Below are 18,622 nucleotides of genomic sequence, written 5' to 3'. Positions count from 1 at the left end.
TTTTATATCTATATGAATTGTAAAAGACATATGATTATCAACATGTCATTGATTTCATCTTATTATTACACATATAATTAATTCTAATCAAAAGAAAAACTCTTTTATCCTTTATAGATAATGAAATTCATTAAATGGTATCTCTTTATGTATTAAATCGGCCGTGACACATCACTATCACTTTACTATGATTTGATTTTTAATACTTTGCAAATATTACTATATAGTTACACCTCGAACTGAACAACAATAATAATTGCTGTTATTAGCATTCATAACAAAATGCTAATACAACTTAACTACTAGATAAAAATACTAAATTACAACAATATAATATTCGAAAGATTATATCTATATTTATCGAGTTAATAGTTACTTATCGATAAAATCACTTACATTATTGTTGTTATTTCAATAATATCACGCACAAAATATGGATATCAATAAACATGACAATATAGGTTATAACGAGATTATACAATCCTCAGTTAATACACCCTTAATATCTATTATTATTCCTACTTACAGGCGTCCATTTAAAGTACGTAAAGCAATTATTAGTGCAATACAACAAGATACTAACACTAATTATGAAATTGTAATAGTTGAAAATACATCTGATAAATCTCCCGAAACTGAAGCAGTGATTCGAAGTTGCAAATCAGATAGAATTTCATACTACCAAAATCATGATAATATTGGCATGTTCGGTAATTGGAATAGGGGTTTGAGACTAGCTAAAAGTGAATGGGTGACCATACTTTGTGATGATGATTTGATTGAGAATGATTTTATCTCAAGAGCTACACATATTATTAAAAGAACTTCTTACCGTTTTTTTTGTTTGAAGAATGAAATCTTTTCAAAAGAGGATGATTTACATCATATTAGAAATAATACTTTTAAACAACATGTAAGGGAAAAGAATAAATTTCATATGCTGTTATCTAATCAAACTTCAACAGTTGGTAATTTTTACAAACGGTCTATTGCGATAGCTCTTGGTGGGTTTGATGAGTCATTATATCCATCTTCAGATTACGATCTATATCTCAGATATATAAATACTGAAGGTCCATACCTTATCGATAGGTCAAAATCATATGGTTATTTTAGAATGGAGGGAAACACCTCTAGTGAAATCAAAGTTCAATTTGATTTTTGTAAAAAAGATCTGATACTTCAAAAAAAATGCATTAATAATCTGAAAATAAATGTATTGAAGAAAAGACTGATGCTGTCTATTATTAAAGTAGCAAATAGAAAACGGTTACAGAAGTTAAATCACCAAAAGAAGTCTTTATTATTTAAATTGGAATTAATCATTTTGTCTTTTTATACAGGAATGATTAATTTCTTGTACAAGAAAAAGATTAATATTTAGTGATATTAAGTCTATATAAATAGCATTTATACTGAATAAATTAATCAAAAAAGAATTATTGTGAATAAGATAGAGCAATTACGCAAAGAGATACTTGAGAAAGTAGAGATGTACTACAATGCAGTTGAAGATGAGAAAGAGTCTTTTATACCTGGAAAAACGAGAGTAAGTTTCGCAGGCAGAGTATACGATGAAAAAGAAATGGTTAACCTTGTCGATTCATCTCTAGACTTTTGGCTTACGGCGGGAAGATATGCAGATGAATTTGAAAGACGCTTTGCAACCAAGATGCAACAGAAGTACTGTGCCTTAGTTAACTCAGGTTCGAGTGCAAACCTAGTAGCATTCTCAGCCCTTACATCTCCTAAACTGAAGGCAAAACAATTAAAGCCAGGAGATGAAGTAATAACAGTTGCAGCTGGTTTTCCAACGACAGTAAATCCAATTGTACAGTATGGTTTAATTCCTGTTTTTGTTGATATCGAAATCACAACATGTAATATAGATACCTCATATTTAGAAGAAGCTCTAAGTGACAAAACTCGTGCTGTAATGCTTGCTCATACTTTGGGGAATCCGTTTGATCTAGAAACAGTATCTGCCTTTTGTAGAAAACATAATCTTTTCTTAATTGAAGACTGCTGTGATGCTGTTGGATCTACATATAATGGTAAGATGGTTGGAACTTATGGTGATCTTGCAACGGTTAGCTTCTATCCAGCTCATCATATCACTATGGGAGAAGGTGGAGCTGTTCTAACCAAAAGTGGTTCACTTCATAGAAACGTACTATCATTTAGAGATTGGGGACGTGATTGTTTTTGTGGACCTGGTAGTGACAATACCTGTGGTCATCGTTTTGATTTTCAATTTGGAACACTGCCTCCTGGCTATGATCATAAATACGTATACAGTCATATAGGATACAATTTGAAAGTTTCTGATATGCAAGCATCTGTTGGGGTTGCACAGCTTGACAAATTAGATTCATTCATTGAATCTAGAAAGCAAAATTTTAAAATTTTAAAGAATCACCTACAACAGTATTCATCATATCTAATTCTACCTGAGGCAACACCTAATTCAGATCCCAGTTGGTTTGGCTTTATGTTTTCTATTGTTGAAAATGAACATTTTTCCAGATTAGATATAGTGGAACATCTTGAAGATGAAGGAATCTTAACAAGACAGTTATTTGCTGGAAACTTAACAAGACAACCCGCATATGAGGATGTGAACTACAGAATTGTAAGAGAATTGAAAAATACTGATTATGTAATGAAGAATGGGATTTTTATTGGAGTATATCCTGGTATTGACAGCGAAAGGATGGATCATATGAAATCATCATTTAATCGTTTTTTTCAAAAGAAGGGATTAGCGTAATAATTACAACACAAAATACAAGATTATGAAAGCTGTAATTTTAGCAGGTGGATTTGGAACAAGACTGAGCGAATCGACTCACCTAATCCCTAAGCCAATGGTTGAAATCGGAGGGAAACCTATTCTTTGGCATATCATGAAATCTTATGCTGCTCACGGAATAAAGGAATTTATCGTTTGTTGTGGATACAAAGGGTATGTTATCAAAGAATGGTTTGCAAACTATTACTTACATAATTCCGATGTCACTTTTGATCTTAAGAACAACCAAATGCAAGTGCATAATTCTGATTCAGAGGATTGGAAAGTAACTCTTGTAGATACTGGACTTCATACGATGACAGGATCTAGGATAAAAAAAGTAAAAGATTTCATTCAAAATGAACCTTTCTGTCTAACATATGGAGATGGGGTTTCTGACATTAATATATCAAATGTTATTAAACAACATTTTCAACAAAACAAGCTAATTACAGTCACAGCCTATAAGCCACAAGGTAAATTTGGCGCATTAGAGATCAGTGATAGTGGTGTCGTAAACTCTTTTCAAGAGAAACCTAAAGGAGATAACACTTGGATTAATGCTGGTTATTTTGTTTGTCAACCTGAGGTTCTAAACTACATTGAAGAGGGAGACAATATAATATTTGAAAGAGAACCTTTAGAGAAACTAGCTGAGGACAATGAAATGTATGCTTATCGACATCATGGATTTTGGAAGCCAATGGATATACTCAGAGATAATATTGAACTTAATAAACTGTGGGACGAAGGAAATGCTCCATGGAAACAGTGGTAGTAAGTATACCAATCTATTGTAATAATCTAAAAACAATAGATATAACCATTATTAGTCAGAAACATGACAATACAACATTATAATAACTTCTACAAAGGCAAAAAAGTCCTTGTAACTGGACACACAGGATTCAAAGGGTCATGGTTGTCTATATTCTTACTTGAGCTAGGTGCTGAAGTGATTGGTTATAGTTTAGATCCAATAAGTAATAAAGATAATTTTAGTTTAGCTTCAATATCTTCTAAAATAATTGATATTAGAGGAGATATTAAAGATAAAGAGAAACTTTATACAGTTTTTGCTAAATACAAACCAGAGATTGTCTTTCATTTAGCAGCCCAAGCATTAGTCCGAGATTCATACTTGTCTCCGATTGAGACATATGAAACCAATGTAATGGGGACAATTCATGTTATGGAAGCAATTAGACAAACTCCAAGTGTTCAATCAAGTGTACTTATAACTACAGACAAATGTTATGAAAATAAAGAGCAACTCTGGGGATATAAGGAAACTGATTCATTAGGTGGTTTTGATCCTTATTCAAGTTCTAAAGGAGCCTGTGAAATTGCGATACAATCGTGGCAAAGATCATTCTTCTCTTCATCTAACAAACAAACAATCGCAAGTGTCAGAGCAGGGAATGTAATTGGAGGTGGAGACTGGGCTAATGATCGAATTATTCCAGACTGTATAAGGTCAATTGAAAGTAATATACCTATTGAAGTAAGGTCTCCTAAATCAATAAGACCATGGGAGCATGTGCTAGAGCCACTATCTGGGTATCTACTTTTAGCACAAAAAATGTGGGATTCTCCCGGAAGTTTTAATGAGCCATGGAATTTTGGACCTCACTTAGAGTCTGTAATCCCAGTTTGGGATATTGCTACTAAGATTGTAAATGAATATGGCTGTGGGCAAATTATTGATATTTCAAGTTCTGATCATCCTCATGAGGCAAAACTCTTATCTCTCGACATATCTAAAACATTCTTTAAACTTGGATGGAAACCAAAGCTAAATATTGATGAAACAATTAAGCTAACGGTTGATTGGTATAAGAGATATCAAACAGAAAATGTTTATAATATTTGTGCAGATCAAATCCATTATTTTTTAAGTAAATGAAAATCATCAACACAACCTTAGAAGGAGTATACATAATAGAAAACTTCCATGCCTTAGATTCAAGAGGTGAGTTTGTAAAAACATTCAACAGTAAAACCTTTGAAGAGAATAATTTAAATACGGTTTGGAATGAATCATATTTCTCTATTTCAAAAAAAGATACAATCCGTGGGATGCATTTTCAACTACCTCCACATGATCATTACAAGTTAGTCAATGTTCAAGCAGGATCTATTCTAGACGTAGTGGTCGATTTAAGGAAAAGTTCTTCTACATATGGTAAATATGACTTTTTTGAATTAAATGACAGAAACAAACGATCTATATATATACCTAAGGGGTTTGCACATGGCTTTCTTGCATTAGAGGACAATACAATTAGCACTTATAATGTATCAACAGGATATAACCCAGAATCTGACTGTGGCATTAAATACAATTCTATTGGTTTTGAATGGAACCATATTGAAGATCCTATTATTTCTGACAGAGATCTAAATTTCGTAACTTTAGACATGTTTAAATCCCCATTCAAATGAGAATACTAATAACTGGTGCAACAGGTTTTGTTGGCTCAAATTTAACACATTACTTTATTGACCAAGGTTATTCTGTTACAGTGACTGTACGAGATAGTTCTTCTTTTTATAATTTGAAGGACATTAATGATAAAATAGATACAATTCTTTATGATGGTACGATTACAAGCCTAAAGAAAGGTATTAAGGATAAGAATATTGATACAGTATTACATCTTGCTTCACTTTTTATTGCAGAACACAAAACTGATGATATTGACAATCTAATTACTAGTAATATTTTATTTGGAACACAATTACTAGAAGCCATGAAAGTGTGTGGTGTAAAAAAGATAATTAACACTGGGACATCATGGCAGTACTATCACCAAGAGACATATAACCCTGTATCACTTTATGCAGCAACAAAACATGCATTTAGCAATATACTTGAATACTATATACAAGCAGAAGGTTTTAAAGCCATTGACCTTATTCTTTATGACACTTATGGTGAAAATGACAACAGAGGTAAATTAATAAATCTTCTTCATCAATTTTCTGATAGTAAAAAGGTATTAGATATGTCTAAAGGAGAACAGAGACTTTACTTTGTACATATTTCAGATGTCTGTTATGCTTATAAAGTTGCATTAACATTATTAGATAAAACTAACACCACACATCCGATATATTCTGTTAGAGGTAATATTAATTATTCTTTGAAAGAAATGGTTTATCTTTTTGAACAAGTAACAGGGAAGAATCTAAAAATTAATTGGGGAAAACGGGCTTATAGAAAAAGGGAAGTAATGAATCCTTTTTCGGTAGGACAAATTATGCCAAACTGGGAATCAAAAATAAGCCTGGCTGAAGGATTAAAGCTCTTACATCAATCAGACTAATTACGCATTCTTAAGCGTACATTCAATTATTGACTAGAGGTGTTATTAAAATCTATTTTCCACTTAGAGAAAATAATTATTAATTACGTCGTAATCATCAACTGTAAGACTTCCTAAATTAAACATGAATAGTCATAGGTTATTTAATGTATATATGGTAAGCCAAAAGCATCTATTACACAAAATGAAAAAATACGTTTTCAAATTGGAGGATATTATTTTAAATTGTTAAAGACTCATACAATGGTGTAGACACACATATTTAATATAGTCTACGAGGATGTAATAATAACTTTTTGATATCAATAGATTGTTTAATACTTGTGAATTGAAAGTTATTCTTTAATTTTGCGATTATAAGTGATTATTCTCAATTTTTAAATAGGGCAATATCATCACATAACTCCATAGGTTCTGCTGCTATTTTTATATAGAAATGATTATTTAATCATAAAGAAATTGTTGTGTTAAAATGAGAAAAACTAACTCTTTATTGGTATCGATCATTATGTCCGTTTATAATGAAGAAAGTGAGTGGATAAGAAAAGCGATCAATTCAATACTAAATCAAACCTACACTAACCTAGAGGTAATCGTAGTTAATGACAATATACAGAACAAGGTTAACACCAATCTACTCAAAGAAATTCAACACAAGGACAACCGTATACAGATAATTGATAATCCAACTAATTTCGGATTAGCTAAAAGTATGAACATCGCAATAAAAGCATCTCAAGGAACTTATATTGCAAGAATGGATGCAGACGATATATCTTCACCTCAGCGTATTGCCAAACAAGTTAAATATTTAGAACAAAATAAAGAAATAGCTGTATTAGGAACACAAATAAAGAAATTTGGAGATAAGAATAATGTCAAGATATTCCCTTCTGAACCTGATGATCTTAAAACAAAGCTATTCTTTAAATGCTGTATCTCTCATCCATCTGTTATGATAAGAAAGTCTGTGGTGATTGAAAATAAATTCTTCTATAATGAAGATTACAAATCTGCACAAGACTATGATTTGTGGACAAGAATGATGTTGAATGTAAAAATCGCAAACCTTAATGAAGTTCTACTTCATTATCGTGTTCATAATAAACAAATAACGCACATTAAACGAAAAGAGCAGATTAACAACACAATTGTCTCACATTCAATGATGTTATACAATAGTCCATTTCATAACATACCTCATATTAACTTTATAAGTAATGTAATTTGGGATAAAACAAAATTTAAAGATAGAGACAAACAAGCTCTATTTAGAACCAATATTATTGAATTAATAAAGCAAAACAATAGGGTTAAATACTTTGAACCATTTGAGTTTAACAAATGTATGTTCAAAACATTAATAAGGAGGAGTATAAAGATCAGTTATAAAGACCTAGTAATACTAAAATATATTATTGCACCAAAGCCAATACATGTAATCTTTTTTGACTCTATACAAAAAAAGCTACAAAGATTAAATGCATTTACGAGATTCTGTATACAATTCGTTCTTTATTCCTAAAGAACGAATTTATAATATATCAATGGAACGTGATTTATTATAAATTTCTTTAATTTCCATTTAGTAATGGGATTTTTTAAATATGGGATTTTATGAGATTTCATAAAATCAATTTTATGACTATTAATATCATCAATCCCTTTAACACATTTATAAAATTCTTTTGTAATAAAATAAGTATACCAAAGAAAGAATTTTTCATCTTGATTAAGCCTTGCGGTAATATGTGTTTTATCTAATAATAAATAAAGTGATTCCGCTCGGCTCCAAGTATTAACAGTAGATAAACTTCTACTATCTTGTCGATAATAATAAAGAGATTCAGGCAACAGCATAACATTATTTGCGCATTGAATGAAGTCTTGCATGAAATAATCATCTTCATGATTACTAAGCTCCTCGTTAAAAATAAGACCATGCTCTTTTAGCAATTCTGTACGATATAAATTTAACCAAACATTGGGTTGGTATATTTCCTTATTATAGAAATTAGCGGCCTTTATTTGTTCTCTTTTAAGAGGTGAACGTCTTAAAAATTCAATATGGTTCTCATTGAAGTAGCTAACCGCAGAAAAGTGAAACATATCAATTGAATTATTTTTCTCAATTAACTCGATCAATTTATCGATAGCTCCGTCCTCAATCCAATCATCAGAATCTACAAACCAAATATATTTACCCGTTACAAACTTTAGTCCTTCATTCCTTGCAGAAGATAATCCCCCATTTTTCTTATTTACGAATTTCACGAAATCATACTTTTCAGCATATTTCTTTGCAATTATTGCAGAATTATCAGGTGAACCATCGTTTACCAAAATAACTTCATATTTATTCGATGATGAAGAAACTACAGACCTGACACATTTATCGATAAAGTCTTCCACATTATAAATGGGTATGATTATTGATAAAATAGAGTTACACATATGATTATTAATTTACTTTTTGTCTATAATTACGTCTAAATATCCCTTCTCTAATAAAACTCACCATACAACTCATGATAAACTCGACAAGTATCTTTCACATATTTCGATAATGAGAAATTCTCTTCTACATATGGTATTGCATTACTTTCAAATGTTCTTAGTAAATCACGATCTTCATATAATCTAGTTATATTATTGGCTAATGATTGGGCATCTTTGACAGGAGACAATAATCCAACATAATTGTCCTTCACAGCCTCAGGAATACCCCCAGCATTTGTTGCAACAACAGCCTTTCCTTGAGCTAATGCTTCAAGAATGGAAACACTGAGGCCTTCTCTCTCAGATGTTAGTGTATATAGATCAAACTGAGGTACAAGTTGTATTGCATTTTTTTGAAATCCATGAAGTATGAGATTTGAGGAAATATCATATTCCTCAATCTTATTTTTCATCTGTTCTGTGAGTTTATTGTCTTCACCTACTTGGATTACAAAAATATTCTTGTACCCATTTATATTTACAAGAATATTGACCACTTCAACTAGAGTTAACAAGTCTTTGGCTCTAGTGTGATTTGCAATATTACCAACAATAAAAGCATCAGAAGGAAGGCTATAGTGTTTTTTTAGTGAAGGTAGATTACTATTTCCTATTTTATCTGTAGGAATACCATCATAAATAACAGTGACATTTTTTCTATTATCTTCTGTTAAAATAGAGACCAAATCATCTTTCACTGCATTTGAAATACAAATATATCTTTTTATGATATCAGAATTATATTTCTTTCTCTTAATATATGCAGAATTTACCCCTAGATTTTTCTTACTAAATACAATTGGGGCTTTTAAATGGAAGAACTTAGATAAAACATAGTGCAGCGTAAGCCCAACTCTAGTATGTATATGTATAATATCAGGTTCTTCATTTTTCAACACATCAATATAATCACGTAATATCTGAAAATGATATTTCTTTCTTTTTTTCAAACATATTACACGACAAGATAAATCCTTCTTTCGTATCGAAGAAGGTGTTTCATCTAAGCAGACCAATATGTGTTCACATGAACAATCATTTTTTAATAGGTAGAAGAGTTGTTCCTCGCTGCCCCCCCAAACTTTAGAATCTGAGAAATGTAATATCTTCATCAAACTATTATTCCTTAATTTAATCCTTAATTATCGAAATGATCTCACTCTTTGAACCAAAGATACATTAATATTTTTGAGAAAGATAAAATCATAATACTAAAAAGAATTCTCTGAAAAATATAAACTTCAAGATTAAACCTAAATTATTATTGAAATTAATGAGTAGAAATTCCTTTCCTTGCACAAATATATTTTTCACCTATTGCACCTTTTAAATACTCTTCATTCTCAGCAAAGCGATCATTTTCTTTCTGTTCATGATAAATATGAGAGCATGACGCTAATAAATGAATGTTTTTTCTTTTGACACCATTATTCATCAAACGTACAACTAGATCTGAATCTTCTAAGCCCCAACCCTCAAATGATTCATCAAAACCATCTACATCTATCAAATCTTCTCGCCAAACTGAAAGATGACAACTTCTCACCTTTCTATAATGATTTAGTATTCCTGGGAACATGCGATGGTAAAAAGGCCATCGTATGAATGTTAATCTTCGCCCAACACCCTTCGTGAAGAAATTCTCACGCTTTATTTCTTTATTTAGAATTTTAGATGTTAAACTTTTAGACAAACGAGCCCTAGATCCTGAGATAAAATAACCATCCTGTCTATACTTTCGATGATCTTCAATGAAATGATTTCGAATAAGAATGTCTCCATCAATAAAAATAATATAATTATACTTGCTTTTTTCAATTGCCATATTTCGGCTCATTGCAGCCCTAAAACCATCATCCTCAATCCAAGAATGGATAATTGGAAAAGGCAGTTTACCACGCCACAGATCTATTAGCTCCTTGGTTTCACTTGTAGAGCCATCGTCCGCTATGATAACCTCATCAGGAAATAAAGTCTGATCAAGCAAGCGTTCTAGAACAACATCAAGTGCCTTCGGCCAATTATAGGTCGTTATTATTAATGAGATACCAGCTTTTATCATCGATACATCAATCCTCTGTTTTGTATAATAGTAGTGTTCATAACAAGATAAATTCCCATTAATATTTTCAATAAAATTAATAAAAAGAAGATTATTTAATACCTAATTTCATCCATAATTAAGAATACTTCAACATTCGTACATTTATTTAGAATCAAAGATACTTGTTTTACAAATAATTTAGATCCAATAACGATCTTCGGAATCATGATGAACGCAAAAACGATCAATAGCATAAAATAATTAAACAGAATAATCATATAATTTTCGTATATGCTTAATCTATCGTAATTTTGGCAAAACATTTTTCTATAATCATGGCAAAATTTAAAAGAGTACTACTTAAACTATCTGGAGAATCATTAATGGGGGACCAAGAATATGGTATCGATTCTCAAAGACTTAATGACTATGCAATACAAATTAAAGAAATTGTAGAGAAAGGTGTTCAAGTAGCTATCGTAATTGGTGGAGGAAATATTTTTAGAGGGCTTAGTGGGTCCACTCAAGGATTTGATCGTGTAAAAGGAGATCAAATGGGGATGCTTGCTACAGTGATTAATAGTCTGGCTTTAGGATCTGCACTAAAGAACAATGGTGTTGCCAATAGAGTATTAACAGCAATAAGAATGGAACCAGTTGGAGAGTATTACTCCAAAGATAAAGCCATTGAAAGTCTTGAATCAGGTAAGGTTGTTATATTATCTGGAGGAACAGGGAATCCTTATTTCACAACAGATACAGGTTCAAGCCTTCGGGGAATAGAAGTTGAAGCAGATGTGATGCTTAAAGGAACAAGAGTGGACGGAATATATACAGCAGATCCGGAGAAAGATCCTACAGCTACAAAATATGATCAAATTACTTTTGATGAGATATACAGTCAGGGGTTAAAAATTATGGACCTTACAGCAACAGCCATGTGTAAAGAAAATAATTTACCTGTTATTGTTTTTGATATGGATACAATTGGCAACCTTGTAAAGGTTATCGATGGAGAAAATATTGGAACATATGTGTATAATAACTAATCTCACTATATTTGAAGAACAAATATGGATAGATTGAGTTATTCTGATAAAATAGATAAAACAACCATAAAAACTCCTAAGCAATGAATGAAGAGTTACAAATGATTTTAGATATGGTTCAAGAAAAGATGGACAACACGATTGAGCATCTTGATAAAGAACTAGCAAGTATTCGTGCAGGTAAAGCAAGTCCTCGCATGTTAGATGGTGTAATGGTCGAGTACTATGGGGCTCCAACCCCTCTATCTCAAGTTGCAAATGTCAATACTCCTGATGCACGTACAATTGCAGTACAGCCATGGGAGAAGCAACTTATTCCAGATATCGAAAAGGCTCTAATAAACTCTAATCTTGGGCTAAATCCTGATAATAATGGGGAGATTATTCGTCTTAATGTGCCACCATTGACTGAAGAACGTCGTAAAGGGCTTGTTAAAGATGCTAATACTGCTGGAGAAAATGCTAAGATCGCGATACGTGGTGCACGTAAAGATGCGAACGACACTTTCAAGAAGATGTTAAAAGCAACAGAGATTTCTGAAGACCAAGAGAAGAATTCGTTAGGAGATGTACAGGTGCTTACTGATAAATACATCAAGAAAGTAGATGAACAACTAAAAGCTAAAGAAGTTGATATTCTTACAGTTTAAGATTTGATAGTCTATTAAAAATCCCAAAGCATCTATTTTGCTTTGGGATTTTTACTTACATCTTATTAATCAACAACCACATTGTCTCAAAATTAGGATATTTGTCTCGTAACTCTTGAATACGTGCTCGTGCGCTTTTCTCTTTATTATAACTCTCGAAACAGACACGAAACCAACCTTCTTCATTGACTAGAATAAAAGCCTGTGTTTGGTATTCGTCGATTAACTGCTTCTTTAATTTTAGAGCATTTTCCTGATGTTGGAAACTTCCCCAAATAATATAATATTTAAAGTTGCCAACAGAAGAATCCTCTCCTTTTGCTGCCACGACTTTCTCTTCTTTAACCGTTAGTGGAATTGCTTTTGCTTTTGTACTTACCGTTTGAGTCTCTTCTGAAGAAGCTTTTTTTAGACTATGACATGACGTAAAAGCAAATCCAATCAATACCATGGTCCAAAATGTGTGTTTCATAAAAGTTTTTTTTAGATTGATCCTAATATTAATTCACTATATACCAAAGAGTAAATTTATCTATTTTCTTTGAGATTTATATGCTTATTTGTTAGTATATTTTACTTTTACTATTTGTACCTTTGATTTCATAAGGATATTAACAAAAATTCCTTCTAAAATATGGCATAAGATCCTCTCTTTCATCTTATGCTAACGATATTAAACGACACACGATGCCTTAAATCAAAAGAAGGCTTCTTTATTGATAACAATCTTAAACGATAGAGATGGAAACTAAAGACTGGAAGAATCTCGGGTTTGGTTACTCTAAAACCGATAATAATGTACGCTGCTATTTTAAAGATGGCAAGTGGGGACAATTAGAAACACATACTTCTGAAGAAATAACCATGCACATGGGTGCAACTTGTCTTCACTACGGTCAAGAATGTTTCGAAGGCTTAAAAGCATTTAAGGGTAAGGATGGTAAGATACGTGTTTTCAGAATGAAGGATAATGCGAAACGCATGTCTGAATCTGCAGAAGGTATACGTATGCAACCCATTCCTGAAGACATTTTCTGTAATGCTGTCAAAAAAGCAATTAAACTTAATGAACATTTTATTCCTCCATACGAAAGTGGTGCATCACTATATATTAGACCTCTTTTAATCGGAACGGGTGCACAGGTAGGTGTAAAACCGGCAGATGAATATCTTTTCATCGTATTTGTAATGCCTGTTGGACCATACTTCAAAGAAGGTTTTAAACCTACTGATCTTGCGATCTATCGCGAATACGATCGTGCAGCACCGCATGGAACAGGTAAGTTTAAGGTTGGTGGAAATTATGCTGCAAGTATGGCTGCTGGTGAAAGAGCTCATGAAGAAGGATTCTCGGCAGTATTGTATTTAGATGCTAAAGAGAAGAAATATATTGATGAATGTGGTCCTGCAAACTTCTTTGCAATTGAAGGAAACAGATACATTACTCCTCGCTCAACTTCAATATTAGAGTCTATTACAAATAAAAGCTTGAGACAAATTGCTACAGACTTAGGCATGGAAGTAGAAGTACGTCCTATAGAGGAAGAAGAGCTAGCAAATTTTGACGAAGTAGGCGCCTGTGGTACTGCTGCAGTAATTTCTCCGATTAAACGTATTGTTGATATCGAAGAGAATAAAGAATATAACTATGGTACCGATGCAGGTAAAGTAAGTACAAAGCTTTACGAAACACTACGAGGCATCCAGTATGGTACAGTAGAAGATAAGCACGGATGGATTGATATTATTGAATAATCAATATCTCCAGCAATCGGGTAGATGGCTGGAAGATATTTTATCTTCCAGTACACCTCCCACACCACCGTACGTACGGGTCTCGTATACGGCGACTCCCTAAATCACGACTTTACTTTCTGATAATAATCACTTAGCGTAATATAGCCTGCCTTCTCCAAATTCTTATTCGTTATAGTCGTTTGTAGAATTGGACTCTTTGAAATGCGCCAATACTTTTTCCTCGTATTTACATATTCATACGCTTTGTTCTTCGAAACTCCGAGTTTCATTAAATTCTTCATCTTCGTTCTTACTCTTTTCCAACATTTCCATATTACCATACGGATACGTCGTCTTAGCCATTCATCTACTTGTTTCAGAAATGATTTCATATCTGCCAATCGATAATAGGTTACCCATCCTTGAATATAGCTTTTAAGCTTGGATTTGATTTCATCGTGACCAATACTATTATTCCGTGCTACAATTCCTTCCAAAGAGCGCTTCACTTTCCGTTGTGTCTTTTTCGACAATCGAAAACGAACGACACCTTTTGTTTTGTAAAAACTGTAGCCAAGAAACTTAATCTGATTGTAGCGCACCACTTCTGTTTTATCTCGATTCACTTTTAAGAATAGAGTATCTTCTATAAAACGAATTGTAGAATTCATCGTGCGTGTAGCTCCTCGCTTGCTTTTACATAAGATGACAATATCATCTGCATAACGAACAAACTCATGACCTCGTCTTGTGAGTTCATGGTCTAATTCATTCAGCATAATGTTGCTTAGCAATGGACTTAATGGTCCTCCTTGAGGAACTCCTGTTTCTGTTTCTTGAAACTGCTCTTCAACAACAACTCCGGCTCTTAGATATTTATGGATTAAGGAAACTAATCGACCATCTTTTATCGTTCGTGATAAGATCTCTATCAACTTGCTATGATTTACGGTATCGAAAAATCTTTCCATATCCATATCGATAGCATAATGATAACCTGATGTGATCGTTTGGCTACAGGCTATAATAGCTGTATGTGCTCCTTTATTCGGACGGAATCCAAAGCTATAATTGGAAAACTGTTCCTCATAAATAGGACTAAGAACTTGTGAAATGGCTTGTTGAATAACTCGATCCACGACAGTAGGAATACCTAAAGGGCGTGTTTTACCTGGTTCTTTGGGTATTTCGACTCGTCGTACAGGATTGGGAAGGTACTTCCCTTCTCGTAGTTCTGCTATTAAAACTTCTCGATGAAGTCTGAGATAATCTTTTAAGGATTCCACTTGCATCTCATCAACTCCATGACTCCCTTTATTACGATAAACCTGTAAATAAGCCTTATTTAGGTTACCTGATTCTAGGACACGTTCTAATAAATTATCTGTTGTAATGTTCGTTTCCATAATGCCTTCAGTTATCCCTTGAAAGTGTGCGCTCTTGAGTTATTCTCGAGTTCCGCTCTACCTTCACTTAAGTAGCTATCTTCCGATATTTTCTGCATTGATCCTTTCATTAGGTAACAGTCTGTATTATGAACAATTTAAGATTCAGTCCTTCCTGTAAAGTGGCTACAGTACTATGACCTCGGCTGACTTCTCACAGTTAACTTTTTATGAATGGACAGGGAAATACATTGTATCCATCTGCGAGACCTCCCATGGTAAGGAAATTAACTTTCACTCCATCTATCCGCCACATCTACGGTATAAACTCCGTGTAGAATTCGGACTTTACTTTGTTGTGCAAGCTTATCCAGTTATATACCGCCTAATGCGATTCGTATACCTCGGATCAGAGTTTTGCATACGGCTTCCTTCAGGTTATACCTCACGATAAGCACCCTTGCCTTCTGCTAGGTGGTTGGCTCTACAAACCTCCACTACGGACTTACACCGATTAGTTAATTTCCATGCATGGCACACAATCGGGTAGATGGCTGGAAGATATTTAATCTTCCAGTACACCTCCCACACCACCGTACGTACGGGTCTCGTATACGGCGACTCCCTAAATCACGACTTTACTTTCTGATAATAATCACTTAGCGTAATATAGCCTGCCTTCTCCAAATTCTTATTCGTTATAGTCGTTTGTAGAATTGGACTCTTTGAAATGAAATGCGCCAATACTTTTTCCTCGTATTAGCATATTCATACGCTTTGCTCTTCAAAACTCCGATCAAATATGCCGCATGAAATAATGATAATTCGCCATCGGGTTAACACTTACCTTTTCGTAGTTCTGTTATTAACTGATGTTTCCCATGTCTTTATTCAGGTTCATAAACCATTGATTCAATGAGCCTAAAGAATTTATTATTTTCGGGTTTATTTTTAAGTACACTGATTATCAATTCATTAAAATCACTATCGATGATTTCTGCGAGAGTTCTCATCAATTCGAGGATAAAACCCCAAATTCGTTGTACTATTACAAGTTCCATTCCTTGATCTTTTACATGAGCAAAGATTCCACCTAGCGTCTCATATGCCTCGAACCTTTTTGCTAAACTAAAAACGTTAAACTCAATAATAGCTACAGATAGATCTGCTATTTGAGCATCAAAATCACTCGATTGAGATTTTCCTAAACCAAAATAGTTCTTTGATTCCTTAAAAAAGACCTCAATACTCCATCTAATACTATATATCTGATAAGCTTTCTCTATGCTCAGCTTTGTATTTGAAGATACCAATAAATGCCATTTCCCTCGCTTACTGTTCTTGCAAAAGAATAGTTTTACATCTGTACCTTTATATTTCACTGTGACTTCTGCACAATATAGACTAAGTGACTTTACCCATTTTACTCTCTTTCGCTGTTTAAGTAAGAGAGCAAGTTCTTTGGTGCTATATTCTTTGTCTTTGAAAGAATATTTAGCACTAGACATCTTAGCCATTGCAACAAGATGCATACCATTAGAGATCACAGTTTTTAATATTGAATCACAGAAGAACCAACTGTCCATAAGTATGTAGTCTACTGTAATTCCTTGTTTAATAGCATTTACCATCATCTCTTTTGCCATCGTTATTTTATCAATAACGAGTTCTTTCTCTCGGTTAAACCCATTACTCTTTGTTGATCGTTTCTTTGAGAACTGTTTTTTACGTTGTTTGGCAGTGAGTCCAAATGGAGTCTTTTTATTCTTCCCTCTTTCTTTATGTAGAGAGAAGTCCAATGTAAAATAGCTTTTGCCATCCCATAAACCTAGAAATAATCCTTTAAAACCAAATATATAACGATGGGTTACATGCGACCATATTTTACTAACATGTTCAGTTTTGTAGGTAGACTTCTCAAAATCAGTATCGTCAATAATTAAGCATCTTTCTGCTTGATTACAGTCATCAGAGTGAGAGTTTTTGGCTATTTGACCAAAGAGTTTATTATTACATGATGAAACTATAGTACGCCAATCTATCTGGCTGTTATTTTTAAATCGATAGAATGTATTCTTTTGTGCTTCTAACATCTCTGATAGATAATGCTTACTGTAGCTATAAATATTAGGGATAGAGAAAATTGGGAAAAGTAGTAAGCCTAATAGTATGTCACCTTTGAAGTAAGTAGACTGAGGCAACTCTTTATTTCCTAATTTCAGTTGTCTTAAGTTGAGTAACTTGTAAAGGCTAATAATTCGATTAATTCCTTTTTCACTTGAACTGAAAAAACTCTGTGTCTCTGAAAAAACTTTTGTACTTTTATTCTGAAGCATGATTTATTTGGTTATTGGAACAACATTAATTTACTGATAATTAATGAATTATCAAAATAAACATGCTTCTTTTTATGCTGTAAATCAAGATGTTAGCCTACATGGGAAACATCAGTTATTAAAACTTTTCGATGAAATCTGAGATAATCTTTTAAGGATTCCACCTGCATCTCATCAACTCCATGACTCCCTTTATTTCGATAAACCTGTAAATAAGCCTTATTTAGGTTATCTGATTCTAGGACTCGTTCTAATAAATTATCTGTTGTAATGGTCGTTTTCATAATGGCTTCAGTTATCCCATTGAAAGTGTGCGCTCTTGAGTTATTATCGAGTTCCGCTCTACCTTCACTCAAGTAGCTATCTTCCGATATTTTCTGCATTGATCCCTTCATTAGGTAACAGTCTGTATTATGAACAATTTAAGATTCAGTCCTTCCTGTAAAGTGGATACAGTACTATGACCTCGGCTGACTTCTCACAGTTAACTTTTTGTGAATGGACAGGAAAAAAAATACACTGTATCCATCTGTGAGACCTCCCATGGTAAGGAAATTAACTTTCACTCCATCTATCCGCCACATCTACGGTATAAACTCCGTGTAGAATTCGGACTTCACTTTGTCGTGCAAGCTTATCCAGTTATATACCGCCTAATGCGATTCGTATACCTCGGATCAGAGTTTTGCATACGGCTTCCTTCAGGTTATACCTCACGATAAGCACCCTTGCCTTCTGCTAGGTGGTTGGCTCTACAAACCTCCACTACGGACTTGCACCGATTAGTTAATTTACATGCATG

17 protein-coding genes are annotated in these 18,622 nt (G+C 33.2%); 10 read left to right on the top strand and 7 right to left on the bottom strand.

Annotated elements, in window-relative coordinates:
* Nucleotides 1-433 precede the first annotated feature (433 nt).
* From K5X82_12730 to K5X82_12700, 7 genes are all read left to right on the top strand, one after another.
* The gene (locus tag K5X82_12730) at nucleotides 434-1,384 is read left to right on the top strand and encodes a glycosyltransferase (GenBank protein ID QZT36145.1); all 951 of its coding nucleotides are present in this window, start codon (nucleotides 434-436) and stop codon (nucleotides 1,382-1,384) included.
* Nucleotides 1,385-1,444: 60 nt separating this feature from the next.
* A complete protein-coding gene (rfbH, locus tag K5X82_12725; protein QZT36144.1) occupies nucleotides 1,445-2,770 on the top strand; it encodes a lipopolysaccharide biosynthesis protein RfbH in 1,326 nt (441 codons plus the stop codon).
* A gap of 25 nt (nucleotides 2,771-2,795) precedes the next feature.
* A complete protein-coding gene (gene rfbF / locus K5X82_12720) occupies nucleotides 2,796-3,569 on the top strand; it encodes a glucose-1-phosphate cytidylyltransferase (protein QZT36143.1) in 774 nt (257 codons plus the stop codon).
* A gap of 63 nt (nucleotides 3,570-3,632) precedes the next feature.
* The gene (gene rfbG / locus K5X82_12715; protein ID QZT36142.1) at nucleotides 3,633-4,697 is read left to right on the top strand and encodes a CDP-glucose 4,6-dehydratase; all 1,065 of its coding nucleotides are present in this window, start codon (nucleotides 3,633-3,635) and stop codon (nucleotides 4,695-4,697) included.
* Entirely contained in the window at nucleotides 4,694-5,236 is a 543-nt protein-coding gene (gene rfbC / locus K5X82_12710) for a dTDP-4-dehydrorhamnose 3,5-epimerase (protein ID QZT36141.1), read from the top strand. The genes rfbG and rfbC overlap by 4 nt, the downstream gene beginning before the upstream one ends.
* Nucleotides 5,233-6,120 carry an NAD-dependent epimerase/dehydratase family protein gene (locus K5X82_12705; protein ID QZT36140.1) on the top strand — a complete coding sequence of 296 codons (888 nt, stop codon included), beginning with the start codon at nucleotides 5,233-5,235 and terminating at the stop codon, nucleotides 6,118-6,120. Before rfbC ends, K5X82_12705 begins: the two co-directional genes overlap by 4 nt.
* 472 nt (nucleotides 6,121-6,592) lie before the next feature.
* Entirely contained in the window at nucleotides 6,593-7,645 is a 1,053-nt protein-coding gene (locus K5X82_12700) for a glycosyltransferase (protein QZT36139.1), read from the top strand.
* Here the strand turns inward: K5X82_12700 and K5X82_12695 are convergent.
* The 3 genes from K5X82_12695 to K5X82_12685 all read right to left on the bottom strand — a co-directional run bounded on the left by K5X82_12695 (nucleotide 7,642) and on the right by K5X82_12685 (nucleotide 10,681).
* Nucleotides 7,642-8,574 (bottom strand): glycosyltransferase, encoded by a 933-nt coding sequence (locus K5X82_12695; protein QZT36138.1) that lies wholly within the window; start codon nucleotides 8,572-8,574, stop codon nucleotides 7,642-7,644. The two genes, K5X82_12700 and K5X82_12695, sit on opposite strands and share 4 nt — an antisense overlap.
* A gap of 50 nt (nucleotides 8,575-8,624) precedes the next feature.
* Nucleotides 8,625-9,731 (bottom strand): glycosyltransferase family 4 protein, encoded by a 1,107-nt coding sequence (locus K5X82_12690; GenBank protein ID QZT36137.1) that lies wholly within the window; start codon nucleotides 9,729-9,731, stop codon nucleotides 8,625-8,627.
* Between the two features lie 158 nt (nucleotides 9,732-9,889).
* Nucleotides 9,890-10,681 carry a glycosyltransferase family 2 protein gene (locus tag K5X82_12685; GenBank protein QZT36136.1) on the bottom strand — a complete coding sequence of 264 codons (792 nt, stop codon included), beginning with the start codon at nucleotides 10,679-10,681 and terminating at the stop codon, nucleotides 9,890-9,892.
* 317 nt (nucleotides 10,682-10,998) lie between these two features.
* Here K5X82_12685 and pyrH point away from each other — a divergent pair, with 317 nt between their 5' ends.
* Both pyrH and frr read left to right on the top strand, forming a co-directional pair.
* The gene (pyrH, locus tag K5X82_12680; GenBank protein ID QZT36135.1) at nucleotides 10,999-11,712 is read left to right on the top strand and encodes a UMP kinase; all 714 of its coding nucleotides are present in this window, start codon (nucleotides 10,999-11,001) and stop codon (nucleotides 11,710-11,712) included.
* Nucleotides 11,713-11,795: 83 nt separating this feature from the next.
* Nucleotides 11,796-12,362 carry a ribosome recycling factor gene (gene frr / locus K5X82_12675; protein QZT36134.1) on the top strand — a complete coding sequence of 189 codons (567 nt, stop codon included), beginning with the start codon at nucleotides 11,796-11,798 and terminating at the stop codon, nucleotides 12,360-12,362.
* 55 nt (nucleotides 12,363-12,417) lie between these two features.
* Here the strand turns inward: frr and K5X82_12670 are convergent, their stop codons facing one another.
* The gene (locus K5X82_12670; protein QZT36133.1) at nucleotides 12,418-12,834 is read right to left on the bottom strand and encodes an SPOR domain-containing protein; all 417 of its coding nucleotides are present in this window, start codon (nucleotides 12,832-12,834) and stop codon (nucleotides 12,418-12,420) included.
* Between the two features lie 269 nt (nucleotides 12,835-13,103).
* Here K5X82_12670 and K5X82_12665 point away from each other — a divergent pair, with 269 nt between their 5' ends.
* Nucleotides 13,104-14,117, top strand: a complete 1,014-nt coding sequence (locus K5X82_12665; GenBank protein ID QZT36132.1) for a branched-chain amino acid aminotransferase — start codon at nucleotides 13,104-13,106, stop codon at nucleotides 14,115-14,117.
* 104 nt (nucleotides 14,118-14,221) lie between these two features.
* Here the strand turns inward: K5X82_12665 and ltrA are convergent, their stop codons facing one another.
* From ltrA to K5X82_12650, 3 genes are all read right to left on the bottom strand, one after another.
* Nucleotides 14,222-15,505 (bottom strand): group II intron reverse transcriptase/maturase, encoded by a 1,284-nt coding sequence (ltrA, locus tag K5X82_12660; GenBank protein QZT36131.1) that lies wholly within the window; start codon nucleotides 15,503-15,505, stop codon nucleotides 14,222-14,224.
* Between the two features lie 866 nt (nucleotides 15,506-16,371).
* On the bottom strand, nucleotides 16,372-17,820 hold the full coding sequence (locus K5X82_12655) for a transposase (protein QZT36130.1): 1,449 nt from the start codon (nucleotides 17,818-17,820) through the stop codon (nucleotides 16,372-16,374).
* A gap of 92 nt (nucleotides 17,821-17,912) precedes the next feature.
* Nucleotides 17,913-18,203, bottom strand: coding sequence for a hypothetical protein (locus tag K5X82_12650; protein QZT36129.1), 291 nt, complete (start codon nucleotides 18,201-18,203; stop codon nucleotides 17,913-17,915).
* Between the last annotated feature and the right edge of the window lie 419 nt (nucleotides 18,204-18,622).

The sequence above is a fragment of the Prolixibacteraceae bacterium genome, assembly GCA_019856515.1.
In the GTDB taxonomy this organism is placed as follows: domain Bacteria; phylum Bacteroidota; class Bacteroidia; order Bacteroidales; family Prolixibacteraceae; genus Halosquirtibacter; species Halosquirtibacter xylanolyticus.
The sequence above is the reverse complement of the archived record's forward strand: the minus strand, read 5'-3'. Positions and strand labels throughout refer to the sequence as shown.